21 protein-coding genes and 1 pseudogene are annotated in these 24,199 nt (G+C 42.1%); 12 read left to right on the top strand and 10 right to left on the bottom strand.

Annotated features, from left to right (window positions below; all coding sequences use genetic code 11):
* The first annotated feature begins 283 nt into the window (after positions 1–283).
* Positions 284–2,065, top strand: a complete 1,782-nt coding sequence (locus tag E4K71_RS16850) for a tetratricopeptide repeat protein (protein WP_167730660.1) — start codon at positions 284–286, stop codon at positions 2,063–2,065.
* A gap of 104 nt (positions 2,066–2,169) precedes the next feature.
* Here the strand turns inward: E4K71_RS16850 and E4K71_RS16845 are convergent, their stop codons facing one another.
* Positions 2,170–2,868 carry a hypothetical protein gene (locus tag E4K71_RS16845; protein WP_135081559.1) on the bottom strand — a complete coding sequence of 233 codons (699 nt, stop codon included), beginning with the start codon at positions 2,866–2,868 and terminating at the stop codon, positions 2,170–2,172.
* A gap of 158 nt (positions 2,869–3,026) precedes the next feature.
* Between E4K71_RS16845 and purH the strand changes: the two genes are divergently transcribed.
* Entirely contained in the window at positions 3,027–4,601 is a 1,575-nt protein-coding gene (purH, locus tag E4K71_RS16840; protein ID WP_135081557.1) for a bifunctional phosphoribosylaminoimidazolecarboxamide formyltransferase/IMP cyclohydrolase, read from the top strand.
* A 55-nt stretch (positions 4,602–4,656) separates the two neighbouring features.
* Here the strand turns inward: purH and E4K71_RS16835 are convergent, their stop codons facing one another.
* Positions 4,657–5,706: an SGNH/GDSL hydrolase family protein gene (locus E4K71_RS16835; RefSeq protein ID WP_167730658.1), complete on the bottom strand. Its 1,050-nt coding sequence runs from the start codon at positions 5,704–5,706 to the stop codon at positions 4,657–4,659.
* Positions 5,707–5,856: 150 nt separating this feature from the next.
* On the opposite strand from E4K71_RS16835, the gene E4K71_RS16830 reads away from it, so the two are divergent.
* Entirely contained in the window at positions 5,857–6,180 is a 324-nt protein-coding gene (locus E4K71_RS16830) for a heavy metal-binding domain-containing protein (protein WP_135081553.1), read from the top strand.
* A gap of 7 nt (positions 6,181–6,187) precedes the next feature.
* Complete coding sequence (locus E4K71_RS16825; protein ID WP_135081551.1) at positions 6,188–7,381, top strand: glycosyltransferase; 1,194 nt, start codon at positions 6,188–6,190, stop codon at positions 7,379–7,381.
* On the opposite strand, the gene E4K71_RS16820 is transcribed toward E4K71_RS16825, so the two are convergent.
* The 3 genes from E4K71_RS16820 to htpX form a co-directional block, all read right to left on the bottom strand.
* Positions 7,365–8,582 carry a transcription antitermination factor NusB gene (locus tag E4K71_RS16820; RefSeq protein ID WP_135081550.1) on the bottom strand — a complete coding sequence of 406 codons (1,218 nt, stop codon included), beginning with the start codon at positions 8,580–8,582 and terminating at the stop codon, positions 7,365–7,367. The two genes, E4K71_RS16825 and E4K71_RS16820, sit on opposite strands and share 17 nt — an antisense overlap.
* 60 nt (positions 8,583–8,642) lie before the next feature.
* Complete coding sequence (locus E4K71_RS16815; protein WP_135081548.1) at positions 8,643–9,512, bottom strand: MBL fold metallo-hydrolase; 870 nt, start codon at positions 9,510–9,512, stop codon at positions 8,643–8,645.
* A gap of 119 nt (positions 9,513–9,631) precedes the next feature.
* Positions 9,632–10,549, bottom strand: coding sequence for a zinc metalloprotease HtpX (gene htpX / locus E4K71_RS16810; RefSeq protein WP_135081546.1), 918 nt, complete (start codon positions 10,547–10,549; stop codon positions 9,632–9,634).
* A gap of 84 nt (positions 10,550–10,633) precedes the next feature.
* On the opposite strand from htpX, the gene E4K71_RS16805 reads away from it, so the two are divergent.
* A complete protein-coding gene (locus E4K71_RS16805) occupies positions 10,634–10,846 on the top strand; it encodes a DUF1674 domain-containing protein (RefSeq protein WP_135081544.1) in 213 nt (70 codons plus the stop codon).
* Here the strand turns inward: E4K71_RS16805 and E4K71_RS16800 are convergent.
* Positions 10,843–11,844, bottom strand: a complete 1,002-nt coding sequence (locus E4K71_RS16800) for a hypothetical protein (RefSeq protein WP_135081542.1) — start codon at positions 11,842–11,844, stop codon at positions 10,843–10,845. The genes E4K71_RS16805 and E4K71_RS16800 overlap by 4 nt on opposite strands.
* A 164-nt stretch (positions 11,845–12,008) precedes the next feature.
* On the opposite strand from E4K71_RS16800, the gene E4K71_RS16795 reads away from it, so the two are divergent.
* The 7 genes and pseudogenes from E4K71_RS16795 (at position 12,009) to E4K71_RS16765 (ending at position 19,964) form a co-directional block, all read left to right on the top strand.
* Positions 12,009–12,458, top strand: coding sequence for a thermonuclease family protein (locus tag E4K71_RS16795; RefSeq protein WP_135081540.1), 450 nt, complete (start codon positions 12,009–12,011; stop codon positions 12,456–12,458).
* 115 nt (positions 12,459–12,573) lie between these two features.
* Positions 12,574–13,950 carry a hypothetical protein gene (locus E4K71_RS16790; protein ID WP_135081538.1) on the top strand — a complete coding sequence of 459 codons (1,377 nt, stop codon included), beginning with the start codon at positions 12,574–12,576 and terminating at the stop codon, positions 13,948–13,950.
* An 82-nt stretch (positions 13,951–14,032) separates the two neighbouring features.
* On the top strand, positions 14,033–15,049 hold the full coding sequence (locus E4K71_RS16785; protein WP_135081536.1) for an NAD-dependent epimerase: 1,017 nt from the start codon (positions 14,033–14,035) through the stop codon (positions 15,047–15,049).
* 2 nt (positions 15,050–15,051) lie between these two features.
* Positions 15,052–16,332, top strand: coding sequence for a nucleotide sugar dehydrogenase (locus E4K71_RS16780; RefSeq protein ID WP_346504508.1), 1,281 nt, complete (start codon positions 15,052–15,054; stop codon positions 16,330–16,332).
* 60 nt (positions 16,333–16,392) lie between these two features.
* The gene (locus E4K71_RS16775; RefSeq protein WP_167730656.1) at positions 16,393–17,622 is read left to right on the top strand and encodes an O-antigen ligase family protein; all 1,230 of its coding nucleotides are present in this window, start codon (positions 16,393–16,395) and stop codon (positions 17,620–17,622) included.
* Positions 17,623–17,626: 4 nt separating this feature from the next.
* Positions 17,627–18,760 (top strand): glycosyltransferase family 4 protein, encoded by a 1,134-nt coding sequence (locus E4K71_RS16770; RefSeq protein WP_135081530.1) that lies wholly within the window; start codon positions 17,627–17,629, stop codon positions 18,758–18,760.
* Positions 18,761–18,814: 54 nt separating this feature from the next.
* Positions 18,815–19,964: pseudogene (locus E4K71_RS16765) on the top strand (IS3 family transposase).
* Positions 19,965–20,248: 284 nt separating this feature from the next.
* Here the strand turns inward: E4K71_RS16765 and E4K71_RS16760 are convergent.
* Genes E4K71_RS16760 through E4K71_RS16745 form a run of 4 tightly spaced genes read right to left on the bottom strand, consistent with a single transcriptional unit; the run spans position 20,249 to position 24,182 of the window.
* Positions 20,249–20,998 (bottom strand): class I SAM-dependent methyltransferase, encoded by a 750-nt coding sequence (locus E4K71_RS16760; protein WP_167730653.1) that lies wholly within the window; start codon positions 20,996–20,998, stop codon positions 20,249–20,251.
* Positions 20,991–22,103, bottom strand: coding sequence for a hypothetical protein (locus tag E4K71_RS16755; protein WP_135081525.1), 1,113 nt, complete (start codon positions 22,101–22,103; stop codon positions 20,991–20,993). Before E4K71_RS16755 ends, E4K71_RS16760 begins: the two co-directional genes overlap by 8 nt.
* An 11-nt stretch (positions 22,104–22,114) precedes the next feature.
* Positions 22,115–23,134: a phosphotransferase gene (locus E4K71_RS16750; RefSeq protein WP_135081524.1), complete on the bottom strand. Its 1,020-nt coding sequence runs from the start codon at positions 23,132–23,134 to the stop codon at positions 22,115–22,117.
* Positions 23,112–24,182: an N-acetylneuraminate synthase family protein gene (locus E4K71_RS16745; RefSeq protein WP_135081522.1), complete on the bottom strand. Its 1,071-nt coding sequence runs from the start codon at positions 24,180–24,182 to the stop codon at positions 23,112–23,114. The genes E4K71_RS16750 and E4K71_RS16745 overlap by 23 nt, the downstream gene beginning before the upstream one ends.
* Positions 24,183–24,199 lie beyond the last annotated feature (17 nt).

Raw genomic sequence — 24,199 nt, 5'->3', positions numbered from 1 at the left:
TAGCTCCAAAATCCCTGCTGCCTCTCAATTGGTCAATGGCTGGCTCAAAGACTTATATGCAAAAGAGGGGTATGACTTCACGCCCAGTGAAGAAGAAGAAATAGAGGACCATATTCAATGGGGTGCCTCAATCTTCAACACTCTCAACCCTGAAAATTTAGCAGGCTCTTATTCCAATGTCATTGAACATATGACAGGCAAACGCCCCGGTGCTGTGCTCAATCTAACTTCAAAACTTGTTGAAGGCAAAGACCCCGGCCCCGGCTATGCCACCTTGGTTAAGATGATGACGGAAACATCTTTTTCCCATCGCTGTAACCATGTGCTGACAACCAATTTTGATGATCTCGTTGCAGATGCCTGTTACCTGTTTACCGATAAAAAACCCCTAACCATCAATGATTCCGCCCTTATTCCGTATCTGGAACAAAACACTAGCCGCCCGATTATCCTTAAACTCCATGGAGACGCTAAAACCACCCCCCTGCATTTAACCGAAGAACTTTCCGGGCAGCTACATGAAGAATATAAAAAAGCCCTGCAAAAACTCATGGAACGAAAAGGCATTATTTTTCTTGGCTATGGGGGCAATGATCAAACGATTATGGACTTATTAAAGGGGACCCGGCCACATTTCCCTATTTATTGGGTCAATCGTACTTTTCCTGATAATGACCTTGGACAATGGATGCGTGACCATGGTGTTTTCTGGGTTGAACACCGTGATTTTGATGAACTTATGCTTCACCTCCATCAAAACCTTGAACTTAAACACCCCAAATGGGATCGTTTCACAACTTTACAAGAAACCTATCATGCTCATTTTAATCAACAGGCTGAAGAAACATCACGCAGTCCCAATGCTGAAACCCAGAAAATGGCACAAAAGGCCAAAGACGACTCCGAAGCCTGGGCAATCGTGCAAAACCTTTTAAAGTTTCATACTGATGAGCATCGAAAAGAACCCATAAAAGCGATGATGGAATATGACCAAGCAGTCGAGAAATATCCGGATTTTAGCCCCCTAATCAGCAACTATGCTCTTTTTCTGTATGAAGCAAATCAATTGGACAAAGCAAAAGGCATCTTCAAAAAGGCCCTTGAGCTGAATTCTAAAGATACAAAAATTCTAGGGAATTATGCCCTCTATTTAGAAAAAGTTGGTGATACAAAAAAGGCTGAAAACTTCTTTCAAAATGCCATATCTGCAGACCCAACAAATGCCCATGTTTTAAGAAACTATGCTTACTTCTTAAAACAAGAAGGTCGAAAAGAACAAGCGGAAGAATACTATCTTAAAGCTATAAGGATTGCCCCTAATAATGCAAATTATTTAGGAAATTATGCCCTCTTCCTTAAACAAGAAGGGCGCATGGAACAGGCTGAAGAATATTATCTCAAAACTATCGAAGCAGCCCCCCATGATGCCGATTATTTAGGAAACTTTGCCCTTTTTCTCAATCAAGAGAACCGAAAAGAACAGGCCGAAGAATATTTTGTCCGCGCTATTGAAGCAAACCCTAACAACACAAGTTGTCTTGCGAATTTTGCCTTTTTTCTCAGACAGGAAGGACGCAAAAAACAAGCTGAGGAATATTATCTCCTCACTATTGAAACAGATCCGGAAAATGCAGACTCTTTAGGAAGCTTTGCGATCTTTCTCAAACAAGAGGGACGCAAAAAACAAGCAGAAGAATACTATTGCAAAGCGATTACAGCAGACCCTAAACATGCAAATAGCCTTGGAAACCTTGCGCAAATTTTCTTTGAAGAAGGGCGAGACCAAGAGGCTATTAAGAAACTGGAAGAAGCCTCCGAATGTGCAATAGATCAAGCACTCATTCTTGAACTCTATTTCTACCGTTTTGCCCATCTTTACCATACAGAAGAAGGAAAAGCGGCTTATCATGAAATCACTAAGCTTCTAGATGAAGGAGTACGTTCCCTTGATTTTGATCTTTCTGGTAATGTGGCTCGGGCAGAAAAGGATAAGCACCCAGAAATTGACAAAGTGCGAGAGTTGGCCAAAGAGATTGGCACACCCGTTGGAGAAGATGAAAAATAGAAACCCGCTGCCACCTGCAACTTGATTGAGGGTCCAGACTCCCATAACCTCAAGGCCATACCGGTTTCCCAATCGAGTTGGGAATGACGTTTGTTTTATTTATCTTATTGTATGCCTTGATAGGCAACTTGCAAGGTTCTCAAGAGCTGTTCCGGATTAGAAACAGATTTAGAGACAATGAGAAACACGTCGGAGTCCTGAATAACATCACCTTGAACTTGAGCGGGGTTAATCTTTAAGTGCTCCATCGCCGTTTGGACTGGGCCGACATAATCCAGTAAATAATCTGCCCGCCCATTCAGTAACATTTTTACCGCCAAACCGTGATCCAGTACCGCATATTTTTCAATACGGTTGGCCGGATCATCAATATATTTGATCTGTCCGCCATACCCATAACCCAAAATCGTAATAATGGATTTACCCTGTAAATCTGTCAATTTCGTCACGGCAACTTGATCGGGTTTGCGATAGGCCCGCAAGCGGATTTTCCCGACGGGCAGGTCCCCCATCAAGGCCGCATTTTCAAATAAGGGATGGCGCACCAACATGGTGACATCCACATCACCCGTCTGCAAATTACGCAACAATCTTGGTGTAGGATAACTTTTTGCCGTCCAGTAAAAGCCGGCTTTTTGTGCAATTTTACCAAATGTCTTAATCAAATCGCCTTTGGGTTGGCCAGTTGGGGATGTGTAAAAGGCAGGGGCAAATTCAATATAGCCAAAACGCAACTGTTCCTGTGCCGAAACAGGCAAGGAAATGCAAAGCCAACAGACTAAAGTTAAGACAAAACCTTTCATCGTCCCCTCATTCTTGAATTTTGCATATCAAGGCGTGTTTATATACATCCCCAACCTGTCGTGCAAAAGGTGAATTATCTATTAACAGATGGCCCCAGTTCTGATATGAGAAGCGCAAGTTTTTCTCCCTTTTCGAATTAGGAGCTTAGGGTCTCATCATGGCTACTCCCATCCGTCGCGCATTACTGTCTGTTTCCGATAAAACTGGTCTGGTTGATTTCGCCAAAGCCTTGGCTGATCAAGATGTTGAACTGCTCTCAACAGGCGGTACGTTCAAAGCGCTGAAAGAGGCCGGCATTCCGGTGATTGAGGTTTCCTCTCACACAGGTTTCCCGGAAATCATGGATGGCCGCGTGAAGACCCTGCACCCAAAAATTCACGGTGGCCTGCTGGCCCTGCGTGACAATGATGAACATGTCGCAGCCATGGATGAACATGGCATCGCGCCGATCGACCTTTTGGCGGTAAATCTCTACCCCTTTGAATCTACAGTGGCTGCAGGTGCCGATTTTGATACCTGTATTGAAAATATCGACATCGGTGGTCCGGCCATGATCCGTGCCTCTGCCAAAAACTGGCAAGGTGTTGTCACCGTTGTGGATGTGGAAGACTATGACGCTGTTTTGGAAGAAATGAAACTGAACAACGGCGGTACAACAGAAACGTTCCGCAAGCGCATGTCCGCTACAGCCTATGCCCGCACAGGGGCTTATGACGCAGCCATTTCCAACTGGTATACCTCTCAGCTCGATATCGAATACCCAAAACGCAAAGTCTTTGCAGGCGAATTGAAACAAACCATGCGTTATGGCGAGAATTCTCACCAGTCTGCGGCTTTCTATGTCACGGGTGAAAACCGCCCTGGCGTGGCAACGGCTGAACAGCTCAACGGTAAAGAACTGTCTTATAACAATGTGAATGATACAGACGCAGCATTTGAGCTGGTCTCTGAATTCCAGGACGACAATGCCTGTGTGATTGTGAAACACGCCAACCCATGTGGTGTAGCCGTTGGGGATAACCTGACAGACGCTTATCTGCGTGCTTATTCCTGTGACACTGAAAGTGCCTTTGGCGGCATCGTGGCCTTTAACAAGACACTGGATGGCAAAACAGCCGAAGAACTGTCCAAAATCTTCCTTGAAGTGGTGATTGCACCGGAAATTGACGAAGAAGCTCTTTCTATCCTGTCTGGTAAGAAAAACGTTCGTGTTTTGCGCACAGGCGGCATGCCAACACCGGCAGATACAGCTGCCATGGTTAAAACCATGTCCGGTGGTCATCTGATCCAGTCTAAAGACAACCAAATTTTCTCTGATGACTTCAAGGTGGTGACAGAACGCCAGCCGACAGAAGCTGAAATGAAAGACCTGCGCTTTGCCTTCACTGTCTGTAAGCATGTGAAATCAAACGCGATTGTTTATTGCAAAAACAATATGACCGTGGGTGTCGGTGCCGGCCAAATGAGCCGTGTCAACTCTTGTCGTATCGCAGCCTTCCGCGCTGAACAAGCAGCCAAGACAGCGGGTGAAAATGAGAGCTGGGCAAAAGGTTCTGTTGTAGCCTCTGACGCATTCTTCCCGTTTGCAGATGGCTTGATTGAAGCCGCCGAAGCTGGGGCAACAGCTGTGATCCAGCCGGGTGGCTCTATCCGTGATGAAGAAGTTATTGCCGCAGCAAACGAACGTGGCCTTGCTATGGTCATGACCGGCATGCGTCACTTCCGTCACTAAGCCATTGCTGCTTATAGGTTTAAAGCTGGTTCCATATTTTTTGGAACCAGTTTTTTTATTGTTTCAAATCTTGTTGAATATGCTGACTAATAATACGTGCCACTTTTTCTGAGCCTTGATCTGAATAATGCAGATCATCGTATAAGTCTTGACCTGTCCAGACCTTAGCCTTTACCAAATCAATTAAAAGTGCCCCTTCTGAAAGAGCGACAGAGCGCGTAATTTCATTGAAATATCTCTGCATATCTTCAAATTGTCCTTGATTAAAACCTCCCTTGGCCAATTGTTCTTTAGAGAGGTATTCCGACTTTGAGTCCTGATTGTTAAGTACCACCTGCGTCATTAAAACGGGCTTTATCTGCCAAGCTTTCGCTGTTCTGACAAAAGTTCGCAATGCACTTTCAAAAGACTTCCCTTTATCCATCCCATTTTGTGCATGGGCCGGAGAGACGACAAGCTGCTTAAATTTTAATATGCCACTTTTCAAGGCACGATAAGTTAGCGGAACAGTCGCATCGCGTATTTGAAGTAAAAAAGGGACAAGCCCGGACTTTGGAGCCCGAACTAATGAGAAGGTCGGATGATCGGTCCAATAACCATCCTTACGCCCTAATACACCTATATCATTCACCCCATGCATCATGATCACGTAATCTGGCCTCATCGGAATAATTTTCCCCATAAGCTGTAGATTGGACATCATAACATTATTACCAGAACGCCCCGCATTATAACTGTTCACTTTAAGAGATGTTTGATCTGCCAACAAACGCCCCGTCAGATAAGGAAATCTTTTTTTAGGATCAACAAACATGCATTCCGTTGTGGACCCCCCTAAAAATACCAATGTTTTATCTGCTATTGCATGTTGTTTGTTTGGAAGAATAAAACCATTTTCATCCGTTGAAATTTCATAAAAGTCAGGCACGTTTTCATTTTCAGAAAAACGGCTTTCAGGTGTTCTAAAACGATAATCCGTATTGGGATGCCATTCACGCAAAAGCAGATGACGATTCTGGCTAGATGTATTTCGCTGATGCCCTTGTGCCGTCAAAGAAAGGAACATTTCAGTCATCACCACAAGGACAAGAAGGAACAATAACATCACGAGGGTCATTGTAATACGGGGGTTTCTTGTGATAAATGACATCTCTCGGCTCAAATAACGGCTGGAAGGTATAAAAATATTGCATTAACCTAAACGATAATTGAATATTAGACAGTATTTTTGCCATTTAAAATAAGGAATATCATCATGATCGTTACCACAACGGATAATGTAGAAGGTAAAACTGTTTCTGAATACTGTGGCATTGTTTCTGGTGAAGCGATCTTGGGAGCCAACCTGTTCAAAGATTTTTTTGCAGGCATCCGCGATGTAGTTGGCGGGCGTTCTGGCGCGTATGAAAAAGAATTTCGTAAAGCTAAAGAAGCGGCTCTGGAAGACATGATGGCCGAAGCCCAAGAACTCGGTGCGGATGCAGTCGTTGCAATTGACCTTGATTATGAAGTTATTGGTGGCGATCAAAAAACAATGCTGATGGTTTCTGCAAATGGGACAGCTGTAAAGTTCGCTTAAATTAAGCATGACAAAAAATAAAACGATTACGTATGTTATCGGCACCACAAACATCGGTGGCGCCGAAATGCATTTACTGCGCATTTGTCGTGGACTTGTTACAAGAGGCTGGACGATCAACCTTTATTCTTTGTCGGAGCCTGGAAAATTATCTGACGACTTTGAAAAAGCTGGCGTCTCAGTCCAACATGCGCTCTCTGTACCTTTCACAGGTCTAATGAGAAAACCATTCAGGCTGTTGAGTATGTTTATTCAGGTTCTGCGGCTTTTCTGTCATTTTCTTTTCCAGCGTCCGAATATTACCCATTTTTTTCTGCCAGCTGCTTATTTAGTAGGTGGGCCTTTATCTGTTCTTGCAGCAAACCCTATTCGTTTAATGAGTCGTCGCAGTCTGAATATTTATCAACAGCGTCGCCCATTTTTCGCAAAAATTGAGAAGAAACTACATAGCTATATGCATGGTATTCTCGGGAATTCAAAAGCAGTTATTGAAAATCTGAATAATGATGAGTACGTTTCAGAATCAAAGCTTGGCCTTATTTATAACGGAATAGAAATAGAACCGTTTGCGTTACAGGTTGATCAAAAATCGATCCGCCAATCCATTGGTTTGAAAGAAAGTGATTTGGTATTTATCCTTGTGGCAAATCTTATCCCTTACAAAGGACATATGGATCTGATTAATGCGTTGGATTTGATAGAAAAAGATCTTCCAGAAAATTGGCAAGTTATTTGTGCAGGTTACGACAACGGATATCGCAAACATTTGGTTCAACGCTTACAAGAGCTAAAACTTGAACACAAAGTTCATTTCTTAGGCCAAAGAACAGATATCGGTGATTTACTTAAATCATCAGATATTGGCCTATTGTGTTCCCATGAAGAAGGGTTTTCCAACGCTGTTTTAGAAGCTATGGCAAGTGGACTTCCCATGGTTGTCACCAATGTGGGGGGGAATCCCGATGTGGTTGAGAATAATAAAAACGGCTATATTGTCCCAGCCAAGAACCCTGCAGAACTTGCTCAAGCGTTACTTCGAATCAGCAAGGATTCCAACAAAATGAAAGAAATGGGGCTTCGGGGTCAAGAACTTATCAAAGAGAAGTTCTCAATTGAGACATGTGTTGCTCAATATGAAGAACTCTATCAAAGTATGTTGAATAACAAATCACTCCCGGAATCAATCAAGACACCTTCTTAACCATCACAGCAAAGAAACCATCTCCACCTTCATCCGGCGTAGAACGATAAACCTCACCTTCAACTTCAAAATTCTTATGACCTTTTAAGAAAGCTTTGAGCATAAGTTCACTTTCTTCAGGCTGAAGAGAACAAGTGCAGTAAACAATTTTACCGCCAGAGCGCACCCAATCGGACACTCGGTGCCAGAGTTTGCCCTGAATATCAGACATGGCCTTGATGCCTTCTTCCTTTTTCGTCCATAGGCCGTCGGGGTGGCGGCGCAATGTTCCGGTTGCGGAACAAGGTGCATCCAGCAAGATCATATCGACAAAATCATCTGGCTCCCATTCCATCAGATCGGCTTGGACAATTTCAGCAAACAGACGGGTGCGTTCCAGGTTTTCCTCTAGGCGTTTCAGGCGGTTTTTCGATTTATCCACCGCAATGACATCCGCTCCAGCCGCGGCTAATTGCATGGTCTTTCCACCCGGGGCAGCACAAAGATCAAGGACACGCTTCCCATCCACATTACCCATCATTTTCACAGGATGACTGGCTGCAGCATCCTGTACCCACCAAGAACCATTTTCATAACCATCCAATTCTTCAATACGTCCTCCCACAGGCAGACGCACCGTGCCGCTTTCAAGCACTTCACCTTTCAGGCGTTCAGCCCAAATTTTAGCTTCATCTGCATATTTCGGTGTAATATCCAGTGGCGCTTCTTTCAAATGGGCCTTGGCAATTTTCAGAGCTTTTTCTTCGCCATAAGCCTTTTCCCATGTGGAATATAACCAATCCGGAATGTTTTTCCTTGCAATTAAATCTGCTGGATATTCTTTCCTTTCACGATCAATGCGACGCAGCACTGCATTTACGAGCTTTTTAAACTGCATAAATTTCACCCGCCCTGTCAGCACTTGTGCTTCTGAGAGGACTGCATGAGGGGGCACATGCATGAAATAGAGCTGGGCAACCCCTAAACGCATGATATTTAACACATCACGATTGCGCCCTTTAGGCCGTTTATCCAGACACTCATCAATCAAATGATCGATAAAACCGCGATTGCGCACCGTGGTGGTCAAAAGTGCACGACAAAAAGTCCGTGCTTTAGGCGTCAGTTTTTCAAGGTGAGGATGGGTATTATAAGCCTCATCCATCGGGCGTTTCTTACCAAAAACTTGGCATAAGACATCATAGGCAATACGACGAGGCATAAATTATTTCAATCACTGTTAGAGATGGATACCAAAATTCAGAAAGTTACTTTGCTATTATTAACCAGCGAGTGCCCTTATTGGTAACTTAAGGTACGATACGCCATTCTCTTCCGGAGGAGGCATTTCTCCAGCTCGTACATTCACTTGTAATGAAGGAAATAACAGTCTTGGCACAGGTAAGTTTTTGTCTCGTTCTATACGAATGTTAACAAAATCTTGAAGTGTTATCTCCGTATTAACGTGAATATTCTTTGCTTTTTGTTCACAGACACTTGCTTCCCAAGCGTAATAATCACGCCCTTTAGCTTTATAGTCGTGACCTGTAAACAACTTTGTCTCTTCAGGTAGAGAAAGTATGCGTTGGATGGAAACGTAAAGTACAGCTGCATCGCCTCCAGGGAAATCACAACGGGCTGTACCGAAATCAGGCATGAAGATAGTATCTCCGACGAATGCCGCTTCTCCAATAATGTATGTCACACATGCAGGTGTATGGCCTGGAGTATGCAGGACACGAAGCTTCATTGATCCTAGGTTTATCTTTTCATTATCTTCAAACAGATAATCGAACTGCGAACCATCTGTACGAAAACCAGCTTCAAAATTAAACATACCTGCGCATACTTTCTGGACCTTGGTAATTCCCATACCAATACCCGTTCGACACCCAAGTGCGTGCTTCAGGTAATGGGCGGCGCTTAAATGGTCTGCATGAGCGTGTGTTTCCAAGACCCAATCAACATCGAGTTCATTTTCTTGAATAAAAGTCAAAATTTCATCAGCCGATTGATTGGATGTTCGACCTGCATCACGATCAAAATCTAAAACTGGGTCAATGATTACTGTTTTCTTAGTATTAGGATCCCAAACAACATAAGAAACTGTATAAGTCGCTTCATTGAAAAAAGCTTTGACTAACGGAATCATATTAACCTCTGAAATTTATGATGCGCCGCATCATTGAAGTAATAGGAGATGGGTAGATATTTGTAAATATCAATATACTAAGCCTGCAACACATAGAACCCAAAAAACAATGCGTTAAATCACCCCCACGGCCCTTTCGTCGGTTGGTTACTTTGCGGGAGTTTTGAACGCGACGTCCGTTTGGCAGATTGGCTTGGGCTCATATCCTTCAAGGCTGCAATTCGGTTGTCCATATTGGGATGGGTGGAAAAAAGGTTATCGGTTTTGCGGGTATGAAGCGGGTTAACGATAAACATATGGGCGGTGGCCGGGTTATTTTCAGCCCGGTGATTATCAATCAGGCTCGCCCCTTTATCTAATTTATTCAGGGCACTGGCCAGCCACATGGGTTGACCACAGATTTCTGCACCAATGCGATCAGCCTCATATTCACGGGTGCGTGAAATCAGCATTTGCACCACCATAGCTGCCATGGGGGCAAAGATCATAATAAGGATCGTACCGACCATCCCCAGCGGATTGGGATTTTCTTCATCATTGGAGCCACCAAAGAAAAAGGCAAAATTCGCCAGCATGGAAATGGCACCGGCAATGGTCGCCGTAATGGTCATGATGAGTGTGTCGCGATTTTTCACATGGGCGAGTTCATGGGCCATCACCCCTGTAATTTCTTCATGGGACAGCATTTCCAACAGGCCCGTCGTTGCTGCCACGGCTGCATTTTCCGGGTTGCGCCCGGTAGCAAAGGCATTGGGCTGGGGATTGTCCATAATATAAACCCGTGGCATAGGCATGTCAGCACGCCGGGCCAAATCAGCAACCATTTGATAAAGTTCCGGTGCACTTTGACCATCGACTTCACGGGCGCCATGCATGCGCAGGATCATCTTATCGGAATTCCAATAAGAAAAAGCATTCATACCAAGTGCCATGATAAAGGCGATCATAATGCCGGTCTCTCCCCCCAGCATATATCCAATCACCAGAAATAATCCGGTCATACCCGCCAGTAACAGGGCCGTGCGTGCGTAGCTCATGAGTTTTAAATCCATTGCAAAATCAAACGTCACTGAGTATTTAGGAAGAAGATCATCCAAACTGCAACCCTTTTGAGGCCCGCCATGTCCACAGAAAGCGAAAATAAACCAAAATTTAAAAGCACAGACGTGATGCGTAACGAAGATGGCCGCCCAATTGCCCCCCAGCCTGCACGCAAATTTGATACGATGGCTGACCAAAAAGATGAACCTACAGAAGTAGGTGGGCGCAAAGATGGCTCAGACCCAACCCGCTTTGGCGATTGGGAAAAAGGCGGTCGTTGTGTCGATTTCTAAGAACCAAGCTCGATAAACACGGGGTTTGCTCGGGCACGCCTAAAATATTCTTCTAAAGTTCGATCTTTAAGTGAGGGGAATTTTTTCGAAAGGTCAAACCGTTTCGAGTTCAAAAGGAAGCTATGACTTTGTGGATATTCAATGGCTGCAAAATATCCATGATCTAAATAAGGTATTGCTTTTGTTTCTGCCCAGCCACAACTCGAATTATTACAAGCTTTGACCGAAGCCATATTTTCCATTTGAGTTAATTGTGCAATAGATAAACGATTACCATCTGGACCAGTGAAAAACAGATTATACATGGGATCATGGGCTTCCCAACGACCGGTATTCGGATTTTGCGCCTCTAAAATCACATGGCTACCGTCAACCAGCCCTTCTGTAGACCACAAAAAAATAACTCTTGAATCAATATTTTGGGACTTCAATAAACGCTGCATAGCCAATGCGGATGGCCCACATAATAAATCGGCTGTTTTCTCATTACCTAATTCGTGTTGGAAAAGTGTTTTGAGAACAACACCTGTATCAAAGGCATAGCGATCATAAAAAACTGTTGAATCCTGAAAAGACGCATTGCGGGCAATAAAATGTCGTGCATTATCTAGAATGTTAGTAGAAACAGGTTTTTGGTTAATATGCTGAATAATCTCATGAGAAATACGGTTTGTTTCAATATGTTTTTGATACATCAGACCTGTGGGCACAAAAACACAGGCAAAACCAGCACCCATAAGAAAAAACAGGTTTATTTTCTTTGAGGTAAACAATGTAATGATAACGCTAACGCTTAACGTTATACCCAAACTGATCGCAATATGGCGTATTGTTTGTTCAACCCCTTCAAAAAGAAGGGACAAAGGGCCAAATTGTAGGAATTTTGGTCCCGTTAGTGCAAAAAACTCTTCAAACCTAAAAATAAACGCACTTAATGAAAGAAGCAAAGCTACTAGACTCAAGATGAAAAAAAGAAAAAAGTAAACACGGCTGATCACGTTATAAATCCATTATTCTTGAAATCTGGTCCAAAATTATTTTCTAACATACTTCTTCTGCTATCAAACAGGAAGTGCCCAATTTTTCTTCTCAACAAGTTCTCAAAAAATACACTTATTGGTGCGTAGAAAAATATATACACGTTCAGGTATATTATCTCTCTGTGGTAAAAACAGAGGCCCTGATTGTGATTTGGCGTGTTCTGATTTGTCTATTTCTATCTTTTCATACGGTGCAAGCAGCAGAAATGCTTCCCGGCCCTGTGCCTGCGAGGGTTGTGCGTGTGATTGATGGTGATACATTGGATGTTCAGGCTCAGGTCTGGATTGGGCAAGTCGTTCAAACCCGTGTCCGCCTTGCCCAAATTGACAGTCCGGAATTAAACGGCCAATGTGAGCAGGAAAAACATCTGGCCAAACAGGCCAAACAGGCCGTCACCCAGTATCTTAACGATCAGCCTATTGTCTTAAAAAACATTCACTATGGTAAATATGGGGGGCGTGTGATTGCCCATGTTGAAACCCATCAGGGACACGGTCTTTCAGACTTATTGATTCAAAATGGATTAGCCCGCCCATATGGCGGTAAAAAGCGTTCTTCATGGTGTCCGTAATTTATCTTCTTTACCTAATCCCTGCTTAAAGAGTATGAATACTGCCAAGAGTTTTTCCTAAGTCCTGAAGATGTAAATGCTGTCCTTTGTTAATCGTTTCATAGATTGGTTTTTGATGCGTGAAGCAGCGGCCAATGCCATGGGCCAGGATGGGCAAATCGCACAAGCGATCGCCGATGTAAACGTGCTGGTGGCTGAACCTGCAGGCATTTTTAATAATGAAGAAGACAAGCCTGCCTTATTACAAGCCATTATCCATCCCTTAAACGAAAGGGCCGGACTGGCCGCACGTTTGATTAATCAAACATTCTTGCGTGACCCCAAACGCAGCTTAAGTGACCAGTATGAAAAAGTGGTTGAAGAAGGTCGCCAAACGTTACAAGAAGAAAAAGGTGATTTACTGCTTTGGGGGTATCTGGAGCCTGAAATCCAGTCTGTACGGTGGCATTTCTTGTCAGCAGAAGAAGGAGAAGCAAATTTAGGCGTCCCCGGTATTGCTGAAAGTCTGCTTGTGCCTTTTGTACCGGAAAAAGGTAGTCTGGATGTCCTTTATGCTGCCATTTTTGCAGCAACACGCAGTAGCCAGCCGACCCATGCCGTAAAAATCGGGGAACATCTGTTAGGGGCTGTTGAACCTCTGAACAAGCTCGCTGGATCATTGAGTAACCGCAAGACCCCTATGCCTGCAAAAGTTTCGGCCATGGGAATGGCCGCCGTGGTTATGGCGAATATCGCCCAGCGCAGTAAGGAACTGGGCTGGTTTACCCCAGCCATTAAAGCCTTTAAAATCTGGGAAGAGGTGGTTGAGAAAGATAAAACCCCGATTGACTGGGCTTTGGTCACCAACCATTACGGCTGGCTGTATGAAGAAATGGCAAATCACACAGATGACGAGCAGTTGGTTGACCATATTTCACGGGCAATCACCCTGTTTGAACAAGTGAGTGAAGTACTGAATATCGAGCTGCACCCGTTTGAATGGGCAGCTGTACAACTGCGTATTGCCGGAACCTGTGCCAAAATCGGGCGAAAGATGAGTGAGCCGGAATATCTGCAAAAAGCAGCGCGTTATTATAAGAAAGCCACCAAAGTCTATAACCAATATCAATATCCGCTTAACTGGGCGGAAAATATGTCAAAAATGGCTAAAACCATGATGCTCCACGGTCAGTTGGTGAAGGGCGCTCAATCGCTGGAACAGGCTGGCGTCGCCTATCAAGCGGTTTTAAAAGTTTATGACGAAGAAAAATATCCCGCCCAATGGGCCAATACGCAAAATAATCTGGGTGCCACCCTCTTTGCGCTGGCTAAACGAGATCCGCATACCCATGCCTGGCTGGATCACGCTTTATCGTGTTTTGAAAATGCCCGAGATTACTATACAGAAAACGGCAGGCCACAGTTGGTTCATGTGATTGATAAAAACATCGCCAAAGCCAAAGAGCTGAAGGAAGATATTCAGGCGCGTTATTACACTGATTTTATCGACTAAAAAGGTGAAATTCCTTATTTACCGTCCGGTTTCATAAAGCTATGATGCCGCGCAACACAGGCTCTTAAAGGGAAAATCGGATATGAAAGTCCTTGTGACAGGTACAGCCGGGTTTATCGGTTATCATCTGGCAGAAAAATTGATCGCCAATGGTCACGAAGTGGTTGGGATCGACTGTGTTTCTGATTATTACGATATCTCTTTAAAAGAAGCGCGACTGGCGCGGTTGAAAAAACACGCTGCCTTTACAGAAATTCGCGAAGACCTTGCCAATTCTGAGGCTGTGATGGAGGCTTTTGCCACCCATAAGCCCACCCATTGTGTGAATCTGGCAGCACAAGCCGGTGTGCGTTACTCTTTGGAAAACCCAAAAGCTTACACCCATTCCAATATTGATGGTTTTTTGAGCATTTTGGAAGCATGTCGTGCTCATCCAGTTCAGCATTTGGTGTTTGCCTCAACCAGTTCGGTTTATGGCGGCAATAAAAATATGCCATTTTCTGAACATAACAGCACCGAACACCCAATGACACTTTATGCAGCCACTAAAAAAGCCAATGAGCTGATGGCCCATAATTATGCCCATCTCTTTGACATTCCATCTACTGGCATGCGCTTTTTCACTGTCTATGGTCCATGGGGGCGCCCGGATATGGCGCTCTTCCTCTTTACCAAAGCTATTTTGGAAGGCAAGCCGATCAATGTCTTTAACCATGGCAAAATGGAACGCGATTTCACCTTTGTCGAAGATATCGTTGAAGGGATTTTCCGTTTGCTGGGTGTGCCGCCGAAAAAGGATGAAAACTGGGATGCGACAAATCCGGACCCTTGTACCAGCGGTATCGGCCCTTACCGGGTTGTCAATATCGGTAATTCGCGCTGTGAACAGCTCACTCGCTACATTGAAGTGCTGGAAGACAAGCTGGGTCGCAAGGCTGAGAAAAATATGCTGCCCATGCAGGACGGTGATGTGCCTGCAACCTGGGCTGACACATCTGAATTAAACAAAATCACAGGCTATGCCCCCAATACATCTATTGAAGAAGGTGTCGGCAAGTTTGTTGATTGGTATGTCGATTTTTATAATGTGGACCTGTGATCATGAATCGTAAGATTGCTGTTATCGGCTTGGGCTATGTGGGCCTGCCTGTCGCTGTTTCCTATGGCCGTGCCGGATACGAAACGATTGGTTTTGATATTGATCAGACCCGCATTGAAGAACTGAAAAAAGGCTATGATCGTACCGAAGAAGTTGAAGAAGGTGATGTTCTTCACAACAGCTTGACCTATACCAGTGATCTTGAAGACCTACGTCGCGCTGATTTTTATATTGTTACGGTCCCCACGCCCATTGATGATGCCCATCGCCCCGATATGGGGGCTGTACTGGCAGCCTCTCGTACAGTTGGGTCTGTACTCAATAAAGGCGATATCGTTGTTTATGAATCAACCGTTTATCCCGGTGCAACCGAAGAAGATTGCGTCCCCGTATTGGAAGAAATCTCCGGCCTATCCAACGATGGTGATTTTGCTGTTGGTTATTCTCCAGAACGCATTAACCCTGGAGATAAAGAACATCGTTTCGAAACCATTTTGAAAGTGGTTTCCGGACAAGATGCGGGAACACTGGAAACGGTTGCCCAAGTTTATGAAGCCGTTGTGACAGCAGGTGTACACCGTGCCGCAAACATCAAAACAGCCGAAGCAGCCAAAGTGATTGAAAACACCCAGCGTGATCTCAATATTGCTTTTGTGAACGAATTGTCCCAAATTTTTGAACGTGTCGGTATTGATACCCATGACGTGTTGGAAGCAGCAGGCACGAAATGGAACTTCCTTAAATTTACACCGGGCTTAGTCGGGGGCCACTGTATCGGCGTTGACCCCTATTACCTGACCCACAAAGCCGAACAACTGGGCCACCACCCCCAAGTTATTCTGGCAGGTCGCCGTGTGAATGATCGCATGGGACACCATGTTGCCATGCAAGCCATTAAAATGTTGATGAAACGGGGCCGCACAGATGAACCGATTGTAACGATCTTGGGATTGACGTTTAAAGAAAACGTGCCTGATTTGCGTAACAGTAAAGTTGTCGATATCATCAGTGAACTGGAAAATATGGATATCCAAACCCAAATTTCCGACCCTTGGGCTGATGCAAATGAAGCCATGCATGAATATGGCGTGACCTTGACAGCGCAGGATGATTTAAAACCTGCTGATGTGATTATCCTTGCCGTGAATCACAAGGAATATGTTTCCAAAGGGTGGTCTTTGATCCAGAACTTGCTGAAAGAGCAAGACGGTGCAGTCATTGATATTAAAGCGACTTTAGATCGAGACACGATTCCAGATCAAATCACTCTTTGGCGACTTTAAACTATGCATTCAAGTCTGACACGACTTACGAATAAGGTTAGTATCCTAGGAGCTGCCAGCTTGGGCTTGGCCGTACCCGCTGTTGCCAGTGGGCGTGCCACATTAGCCATTTTCTTATCATTAGCTCTACTCTCAGTTATTTATCAGACTATAACAACCACAAAACGTATTGGTTTCCAACGTTCATTTATATCTGAATATTTTGGTTTGTTTACTCTATGCTGCCTAACATGCCTTCTTTTTACTCCAAATATAATTTTTTCTTATGACACGGGTTCTTCCTTAGAAACATGGATACGTCATATTTTATTACCCATAGCAATTTTCTTCGTTTGCTGGCATTTGCAGAATTGCACATTTATTCAAGGTAAACTTTTAACAATAGGCATTTTATTTGTCTCCACTGTTGGCATTACTGCCTTTTATATTGAACCAAATATTTATAGCCTCTTGAAGTTCACACCGGTTACTTTCCTTCAAGTATATCAAGGATTTAAACCGCCTTCCAACGCTTTCGTTTTAGCCATTCCCCTACTTATTTTCTTCGCCTTTAATTATTCGGGAATCTGGCGTTTGTTATCTTTGTGTGCTGTCATTTGTATTGTGTCATTAATCTTCATTTTTGATGCCAAAGCTTCTATGGTTGCGCTGATTGCTGCAGCCCTTGCACCAATAGCCCTATATATTTTCTCATCAACGACATGGAAAATAAATTTAATTGCGATTATTCTTATTACACTTGCAATCCTAGGAGTAGGAGAGTGGTTAGTCCAAAAACAATATATGACTTCTGTTGCAAATCAGGACTTAGCCTATCTTCCTGTTTGGTTAATCGACTTTCATCGTCAAACAATTTGGCAATTTGCATTGGAACTGTGGCAACAGTCCCCATGGGTCGGTTATGGAATAAATGCGTCAAACCTGCATCCAATGGCAACTCAGACATTGATCAACTATTACGGGCCAAGCTATATTCCTCTTGCAGATGTGCCTGCTCAACTTTTGCCAGGACACCCCCATAACTGGGTACTGGAAATCTTACTTGATACAGGGGTAATCGGTTTTGTTCCCTTTATCTCGTTAGTCTGTGTTATATTTTGGAAAAACATCACTGAATATTGGAAAACAAGACACCCAGCCTTATTGGTTTTGTTTTCAATTAATGCTGCCTATTGGGGCTCTGGTTTATTTAATTTTTCCTATTGGGCCGCCTGGTGGCAAGCTAGTTATTATATTTGTGCCTTTACGTCCCTCATTATATATTTAAATGTGCGCAAAGAGTTGAGTTAAACAAATGCCCCAAAAGAAAGTACTTATTTTAGTATCCAAAGATTGGTATTTTCTGTCCCATCGTTTGCCCCTAGCCTTAGGTTTGGTTAAAGATGGATATAAAGTCCATGTTGCCTGTCATATTAATCAGGCAAAAACGGAACTTGAGAATCACGGGTTTATTTTACATGACCTAAATCTTGGCCGAGAACAAATTTCGCTCCAATCCACACAATCAGCTATTCAGAACATTACAAAGTTATATCGTGATGTTAAGCCTGATATTGTCGTGCATGTTGCTTTATTTACTGTTCTTCTTGGCACAATTGCAGCATTACGCGCTCCTGTTGGTACAGTCATCAATATGATTACAGGAATGGGCTATAGCTTTATTGCAAAGAACTTAAAGGCTCGCTTGATTCGTTTTATGATCAGCATATTTATGCGGCTGTTTTCACAGACTAAACGTATTCATATGATTGTACAAAATGGCAATGATATTGAACTTATGCAATCTTTTGGCTTCAAAACTGAAAAGAACCTTTTTTTAATTCGCGGATCTGGTGTCGATGCAAAATATTTTAGCCCAAGTCCAGAGTTACCTCAAAATGGATTAATCACATTTGTTGGTCGGACTCTTTGGTCTAAAGGTGTTAGCGAAATTGTGGAAGCTGCCAGGATATTGAAAAACAAAGGAAAGAGTTACCGTATTGTTCTGGTAGGCGCCCCAGACCCCGGAAACCCACAAAGCGCAACTCAACATGATATTGACATATGGCAATCTGATGGTTTGGTTGAATGTTGGGGACGTAGAAGTGACATTGCCAATATATATCAGCAATCCAGCATTGCTCTTCTCCCTTCCTGGCGAGAAGGTTTACCAAAAAGCCTTTTAGAAGCTGCCGCTTGCGGTCTTCCCATGATTGCCACGGATGTTCCTGGCTGTCGAGAAATCGTCCATCATGAAAAAAACGGACTTTTAGTTCCCCTAAAGAACCCGACTGCTTTAGCAGATGCAATCGAAAACTTGATGGAACATTATGATATACGAAAACAATATGGGGCTTATGCGCGCAAACAAATTGACACTGAATTGAATGATAAAGCTATCATCGAACAAACGGTCTCTCTCATTAACAAATTAAGCGCGTTTGAATAGTCCCTAGATTTCTAGACACCTTGTCGGTTACAAAATGAGGCAAGGAGTTATTCAATATCCAAATCCTATTTCACCGATGAATTTAAAATTGATGCTGTAAAACAGATTACGGAACGGGGCTATTCAGTCGCAGAAGTTTCCCAGCGTTTAGGTGTCAGCACACATTCGCTTTATCAATGGCGTAAGCGGTTTTCTAAATTGCCAGCTGTTGCCCAAGAAGTTATGGAACAATCTGCCGAGATCAGTCGCTAAAAGAAAGAGTTGGCCCGTGTCACCGAGGAGTGAGACATCTTAAAAAAGGCCACGGCGTTCTTCGCAAAAGATGCCAAGTGAAGTACGCCTTTATGAAGGTGCATCGTTCTGATTTTATGATCCGAAGCATGTGCCGTATATTGCAAGTTCATCCAAGCGGGTTTTATGCGTGGTTGAAATCACCGCTCAGCAAAAGAGCCCTTGAAGACCAACGTCAAACGGAGCTTATCAAGCAGGCTTGGGAAGAGAGTGGCAAGGTCTATGGTTATCGTAAGTTACATGATGATCTGTGCGAATTAGGCGAATTCATAAGCCCCAATCGTGTCGCACGTTTAGCTCGTCTGGCAGGAATTTTACTCAGATCGGATATAAACGTCGCCCTGGTCAATATGGAGGAAAACCGTCTATTGTTGTTGATAATACACTTGATCGACAATTTGATGTTCTGGAACCAAATCGATTTTGGGTAACTGATATTACCTATATTAAAACGACAGAAGGATATTCATATTTAGCGGTTGTTATTGACCTTTATTCCAGAAAAGTTGTTGGTTGGTCTATGCAAAGCAGGCAACTGACAGAACTCGTCTTGCAGGCTTTATTAATGGCTGTGTGGCGGCGAAAACCTAAAAATAAAGTCGTCATACATTCCGATCAGGGCTCACAATTTACCAGCATTGAATGGGCTTCGTTTCTGAAATCTCATAACTTGGAACATTCTATGAGCCGTCGCGGTAATTGTCATGACAACGCTGTTGCGGAAAGCTTCTTTAACCTGCTTAAACGTGAACGCATCAGGCGCAAGGTCTACAAAACCAGAGCGGATGTAAGGCAGGATGTATTTGACTATATTGAAATGTTCTACAATCCAAAACGCAAGCATGCTAGGAACGAAATGCTGTCACCAAATGAATTCGAACGGCAACAAAAAATGAGACAACAAGGCGTCTAGGAAACTAGGGGCTATTCAGTTTGACAAAATGGACTTGTACTGAAAAAGTAGAGTGTGTCTCACTCACTTAGGCAACCCTTCTCTCAAATTTAATCGGGCTGAGGCCCTTCAGATATGAATGGCGACAGCGACAAGCACCCTCCACAATTTCATAAGTTAAGGCATAGCCCTAAGCCTCCTTAGGCTATGTTAGGGTGTGGGGGCTGCTCCACAAATCAATAGAAACATAAGTAACTGTAATTACTCAAATACTTCTGAATCAGACTCTAACATTTGGTACAGAATCACTTTTCTGAAGGGAGCATATCACGCTTCACTTCTAAGAAGCGTAAGTTAATTAGGAATTTTAGTCCGTTCGTCAATTGCAATTTATTATTCTCTTTATATGTCCAAGATCTAATTGGATCGTTTTGAGGCGTAAGTTCAAATGGCATTTCGAAATCAAAAAACTTAATGTGATGACAATCTGAGAAGAAATCTTGCATAGTCGACATACTATAAACGTTCCAGCCTTTTTCCCAATCCCCAGTTTTGCCATCAATACGTTTTCGGTGTGAAACAAGAAGGTCAATGTCGTATTCATTAAAATTACCAAATATATAAAGAGTCCCTCCTTTACGTAAGCAATCCAGAGCTTGACGGCAGGCAGTCATAGCATCATCAAAATCAAAAATACCAATTACACCACTTAGGATCACAAAATCGAAAGATTTTTTAAATTCATCAGGAAGGCTAAGTGCTGAACCCTGGATGAATTTATGTTGAGGGAGTTTAGTTTCAGCTTTTTTGACAAGCTCGGGAAAATAATCTAAACCTACCATTTCATATTTTGGTAAAAGGGTTTCCAAATACCCGATTAATGCCCCTGTTGCACAACCTATATCAAGTAGACATCCAGAATTTTCATTGTCAGGGAGCTGCTTCAAAATAAGTTTACCAAGTTCCTTAAAGGACTCTTTTGCCTTTATATGATGATCTTCATTTAGATATGTACCAATATTCTTATAATTGGCATGATTAGGTGAATTATCCAATTTCACTTCCTCTTTGTAACTGGTTTTTCAGTACGTCTATTATTTTTTTAGGGGCATATAATGGTGAAGGCAATTTTTTTACTGCTACCCAGCTTTGCATACGGCTATTGATTGCTTTATGTATCGTTTGCAGTATTTCACTTTTCTTATAGATTACATAGGCTTCATTATGAGAAAAAGAAGGAAGCATTTTAGTTGCATGATGCTTTTCAAAAGAATTTCTTATCTCTTCATTATAAAATAGATACACAGAAACCCCTAAGGGGGCAGAAGAAGAAGCATTCATATAGATATTGTCAAGGTTACATGTAGAAAAAGATGATACAACTATATCACAGGCAGAAATTGTCTCATAAACGTTGCTCTCATTGTTGTCTAAAATGATTTCAACTCCTTTCCTACGGAAAATATCATAAACAACATTACGTGTTTGCCGAGGCGTTCCAGGATGAAAACGGAGTAATAATTTGAAAGACTGCTCTAACTGAGTGATAGACGCTGCAAAATCACTACATAATGTTTTATAACCTTCATCAAGTTTCAAAGGTTGATCAAAGAAACCGATCAATAAGTCTAAATTTGATGATAATTTGATAGCACGTCTTTTAGCAGTACGTATACTTACCCAGTCCCGTGTAACGATAGAGCTATGTTTTACAGAGCCAATTGGCAAAACTTTTTTATGCCGTAAAACGCTTTTGGTTTGTTTTTCTGCATATTTATCTAATACAAAATAAGTATCTGCATATTGTCCACTATATGGATTTAGAAACCCCCAAAAATCTTGGATCGTGAAAGAAGGCACATTTGCACAAAAAATCAAATACTCATCAACCCCAAACCCAGGTCCACTACTACCTGTCAGGATTGCATCTGGGGTAAATTTTTGGATTATTTTTTCACAATAGGCTAGGGCTTCTGTCTCATGTTTCCATTGAGGACATGATATAAAATCTATTTTATGAGAAATAAAAATTTTGTCAGCCGGAGAACCCGCAATCAAAATAGTTTGACACCACTTTTCTTTGTCAAATAATGGTTTTAATATGCAAACAATTTGTGCTGCTGCAGTATCTCGTGCAGATAACAGAATAGTCTTTTTCATGTTTCTCAGAATTAGCTAAAGTGCTTTTCAAGTTCAATACTAAACTTCTTAGATTGTTTGAATAATGTATCAAATTTTGTCCATTCTGTTGCTGAAACTTGATGATTATTCGCTTCCATTTCAGCAAGTAATAACATTGATCTTAGATTAAGAAATGATAACCAAAATGATATACTATGCTTACCTTTGAATAAATTATATTCATTTCCACAATAACCTTTAAAGAATGCTTTAATAAGCTCTCGTTTATTCTGATAAGGGTGTACGAAGATAAGCCGTTCTAATATGAAAGCAATATCAGCTTCAGGAGGCAGATATGAACAGAGAGTATCTTCAAAATCTAGGAAGAAGACAGATGACTGTTGCTTTGAATATCCAATATTCCCACTGTTGAGATCACCATGTATAATTTGAGCATTATCAAATGATTGAATGAGACTCTTCCGATCAAAATCTAAAAGGGCATTCAATATAATATCACGGCCTATCCTTGAAACTCTTTTCAAATTAAAACTACGTTCATATAACTTTCGATAACGTCGTTGGCTGTTTTTTTTAACAGATACATTCCAAAAATCCGACATAGATTTTAACGCATAATGTAACTCTGACAAAGCACAGCCTAATCGAAAAAATTCTATTTCGCTGTTGGAAAGAATAGACAAACTATAAAATGGATAAGCAAAAATATGATGTGTAGTGCCTAGTGGTTTAGGATAGCCTGAAATGGGTTTAATTATTATATTTATAGAATCAGCTAGATTAAGAGTTATTTGATCAGATTTGATATATTGATCTAGGAATCTGTTTTCGACTGTTTTCAGAAAAATAGACGAACCATCTAAGTTTTGAGTTTTTAAAAATAAACGTTTATTATTTTGGCATGTGGAAAGAATGAAGAATTTAGAATCAAACAGGCCAGTAACCTTCTTTATTTCATCTAAAATTTCTCCTTTAAATAAAATAAAAGTATATTCCGTTGTATGTAATCCATTTAGTGCGGGAGGTCTAGGAAGTTGCATACTTGACATTAGACCACTCGATAATAGCCCCTTTTGGAACAGATGAGATAAGTTGGCGCCCTAGAATATCTTTATAATCTGCAGCTGAAATACCTTTAGGGGGGAACGCAAAATGCAAATCATCAAAACTTAAAATGTGATTTTGCTGAAGATTATTTTTTGCGACAAGTCCCATACGTGCTTTTGGCTCTGGACGTTCTATAGAAAGATGTCGATAGGGTGTTCCTAGTGCTTGGTATACATTATTACAACTTTTGATAACTTCAGCTATTTTATAGACCTCGGTTGCATGACGTACGTCTTGATCTGTTATTTTTTTATTGAGGCAAACTCCCGTTTCTAAAATGGAAGCCCCAAGAGCTGTAGCTGCAACCATCATTTCTTCACCATTATGATGATCTGATAGTCCAAAAGGCACTCCAAATATTTCACCTAAAGCACACATAAACCTCAGATTGTGGTTATCAACAGGTGCAGGAGGAGCATCTGGACTGTGTTCAATAATAAGTTCATTACAACCAGCATCTAAAACCCAGCTAATAGCACGGGAAATTTCCTCCATTGTTGATTTTCCTGTATCCAATATCATTGGTATATTTTTTTGTGCAATATATTCAATTAGCGGGCGGTGTGTGATATTAGATGAAGCGATTTTTAAAGCGCACGCACCTTGTTCTATAGCAAAATCAGCGCCTGTTATATCGTAAACAGATAGAATAAATTCCATTTCCAACTCTTTAACTAACTTAAAGAGGTCTTCATAAGATTGTAAATCAACTACTTTGCGTTCAATAAGTTGACGATATCTCTCGTGGACTTGCTTATCGTTATTATCCAGATAAATCTCTTCTGTATCATCATCTAGGCAAATTGTAGAGTCATGTAAGATTTCACCTTTAATGATCTTACATCCTGTATCTTTTAAGGTTCGAACGAGTCTTTTTGCTTCTTTCATATCACGATTGAAAAAAGTACCAATGTCAGGCAGAATAAGTGGCGGGCAATTAACGCCTACTTCCATGTTGCCAATGAGAAATGTTTGTTTGAAATTTTGCATTTTTCAACCGATTAATT

The sequence above is a fragment of the Terasakiella sp. SH-1 genome (genome assembly GCF_004564135.1).
In the GTDB taxonomy this organism is placed as follows: domain Bacteria; phylum Pseudomonadota; class Alphaproteobacteria; order Rhodospirillales; family Terasakiellaceae; genus Terasakiella.
This window is presented reverse-complemented; position numbering and strand designations above follow the sequence as displayed.

Coding starts and splice junctions, on each gene's coding strand:
- E4K71_RS16825 (WP_135081551.1), top strand. CDS start 6,188: ATGACAAAAAATAAAACGATTACGTATGTTATCGGCACCACAAACATC.
- E4K71_RS16850 (WP_167730660.1), top strand. CDS start 284: ATGATGACGGAAACATCTTTTTCCCATCGCTGTAACCATGTGCTGACA.
- E4K71_RS16780 (WP_346504508.1), top strand. CDS start 15,052: ATGAATCGTAAGATTGCTGTTATCGGCTTGGGCTATGTGGGCCTGCCT.
- E4K71_RS16755 (WP_135081525.1), bottom strand. CDS start 22,103: ATGAAAAAGACTATTCTGTTATCTGCACGAGATACTGCAGCAGCACAA.
- purH (WP_135081557.1), top strand. CDS start 3,027: ATGGCTACTCCCATCCGTCGCGCATTACTGTCTGTTTCCGATAAAACT.
- E4K71_RS16785 (WP_135081536.1), top strand. CDS start 14,033: ATGAAAGTCCTTGTGACAGGTACAGCCGGGTTTATCGGTTATCATCTG.
- E4K71_RS16745 (WP_135081522.1), bottom strand. CDS start 24,182: ATGCAAAATTTCAAACAAACATTTCTCATTGGCAACATGGAAGTAGGC.
- E4K71_RS16750 (WP_135081524.1), bottom strand. CDS start 23,134: ATGTCAAGTATGCAACTTCCTAGACCTCCCGCACTAAATGGATTACAT.
- E4K71_RS16790 (WP_135081538.1), top strand. CDS start 12,574: ATGCGTGAAGCAGCGGCCAATGCCATGGGCCAGGATGGGCAAATCGCA.
- E4K71_RS16835 (WP_167730658.1), bottom strand. CDS start 5,706: ATGTTATTGTTCCTTCTTGTCCTTGTGGTGATGACTGAAATGTTCCTT.
- htpX (WP_135081546.1), bottom strand. CDS start 10,549: ATGAGCTACGCACGCACGGCCCTGTTACTGGCGGGTATGACCGGATTA.
- E4K71_RS16815 (WP_135081548.1), bottom strand. CDS start 9,512: ATGATTCCGTTAGTCAAAGCTTTTTTCAATGAAGCGACTTATACAGTT.
- E4K71_RS16770 (WP_135081530.1), top strand. CDS start 17,627: ATGCCCCAAAAGAAAGTACTTATTTTAGTATCCAAAGATTGGTATTTT.
- E4K71_RS16830 (WP_135081553.1), top strand. CDS start 5,857: ATGATCGTTACCACAACGGATAATGTAGAAGGTAAAACTGTTTCTGAA.
- E4K71_RS16845 (WP_135081559.1), bottom strand. CDS start 2,868: ATGAAAGGTTTTGTCTTAACTTTAGTCTGTTGGCTTTGCATTTCCTTG.
- E4K71_RS16820 (WP_135081550.1), bottom strand. CDS start 8,582: ATGCCTCGTCGTATTGCCTATGATGTCTTATGCCAAGTTTTTGGTAAG.
- E4K71_RS16805 (WP_135081544.1), top strand. CDS start 10,634: ATGTCCACAGAAAGCGAAAATAAACCAAAATTTAAAAGCACAGACGTG.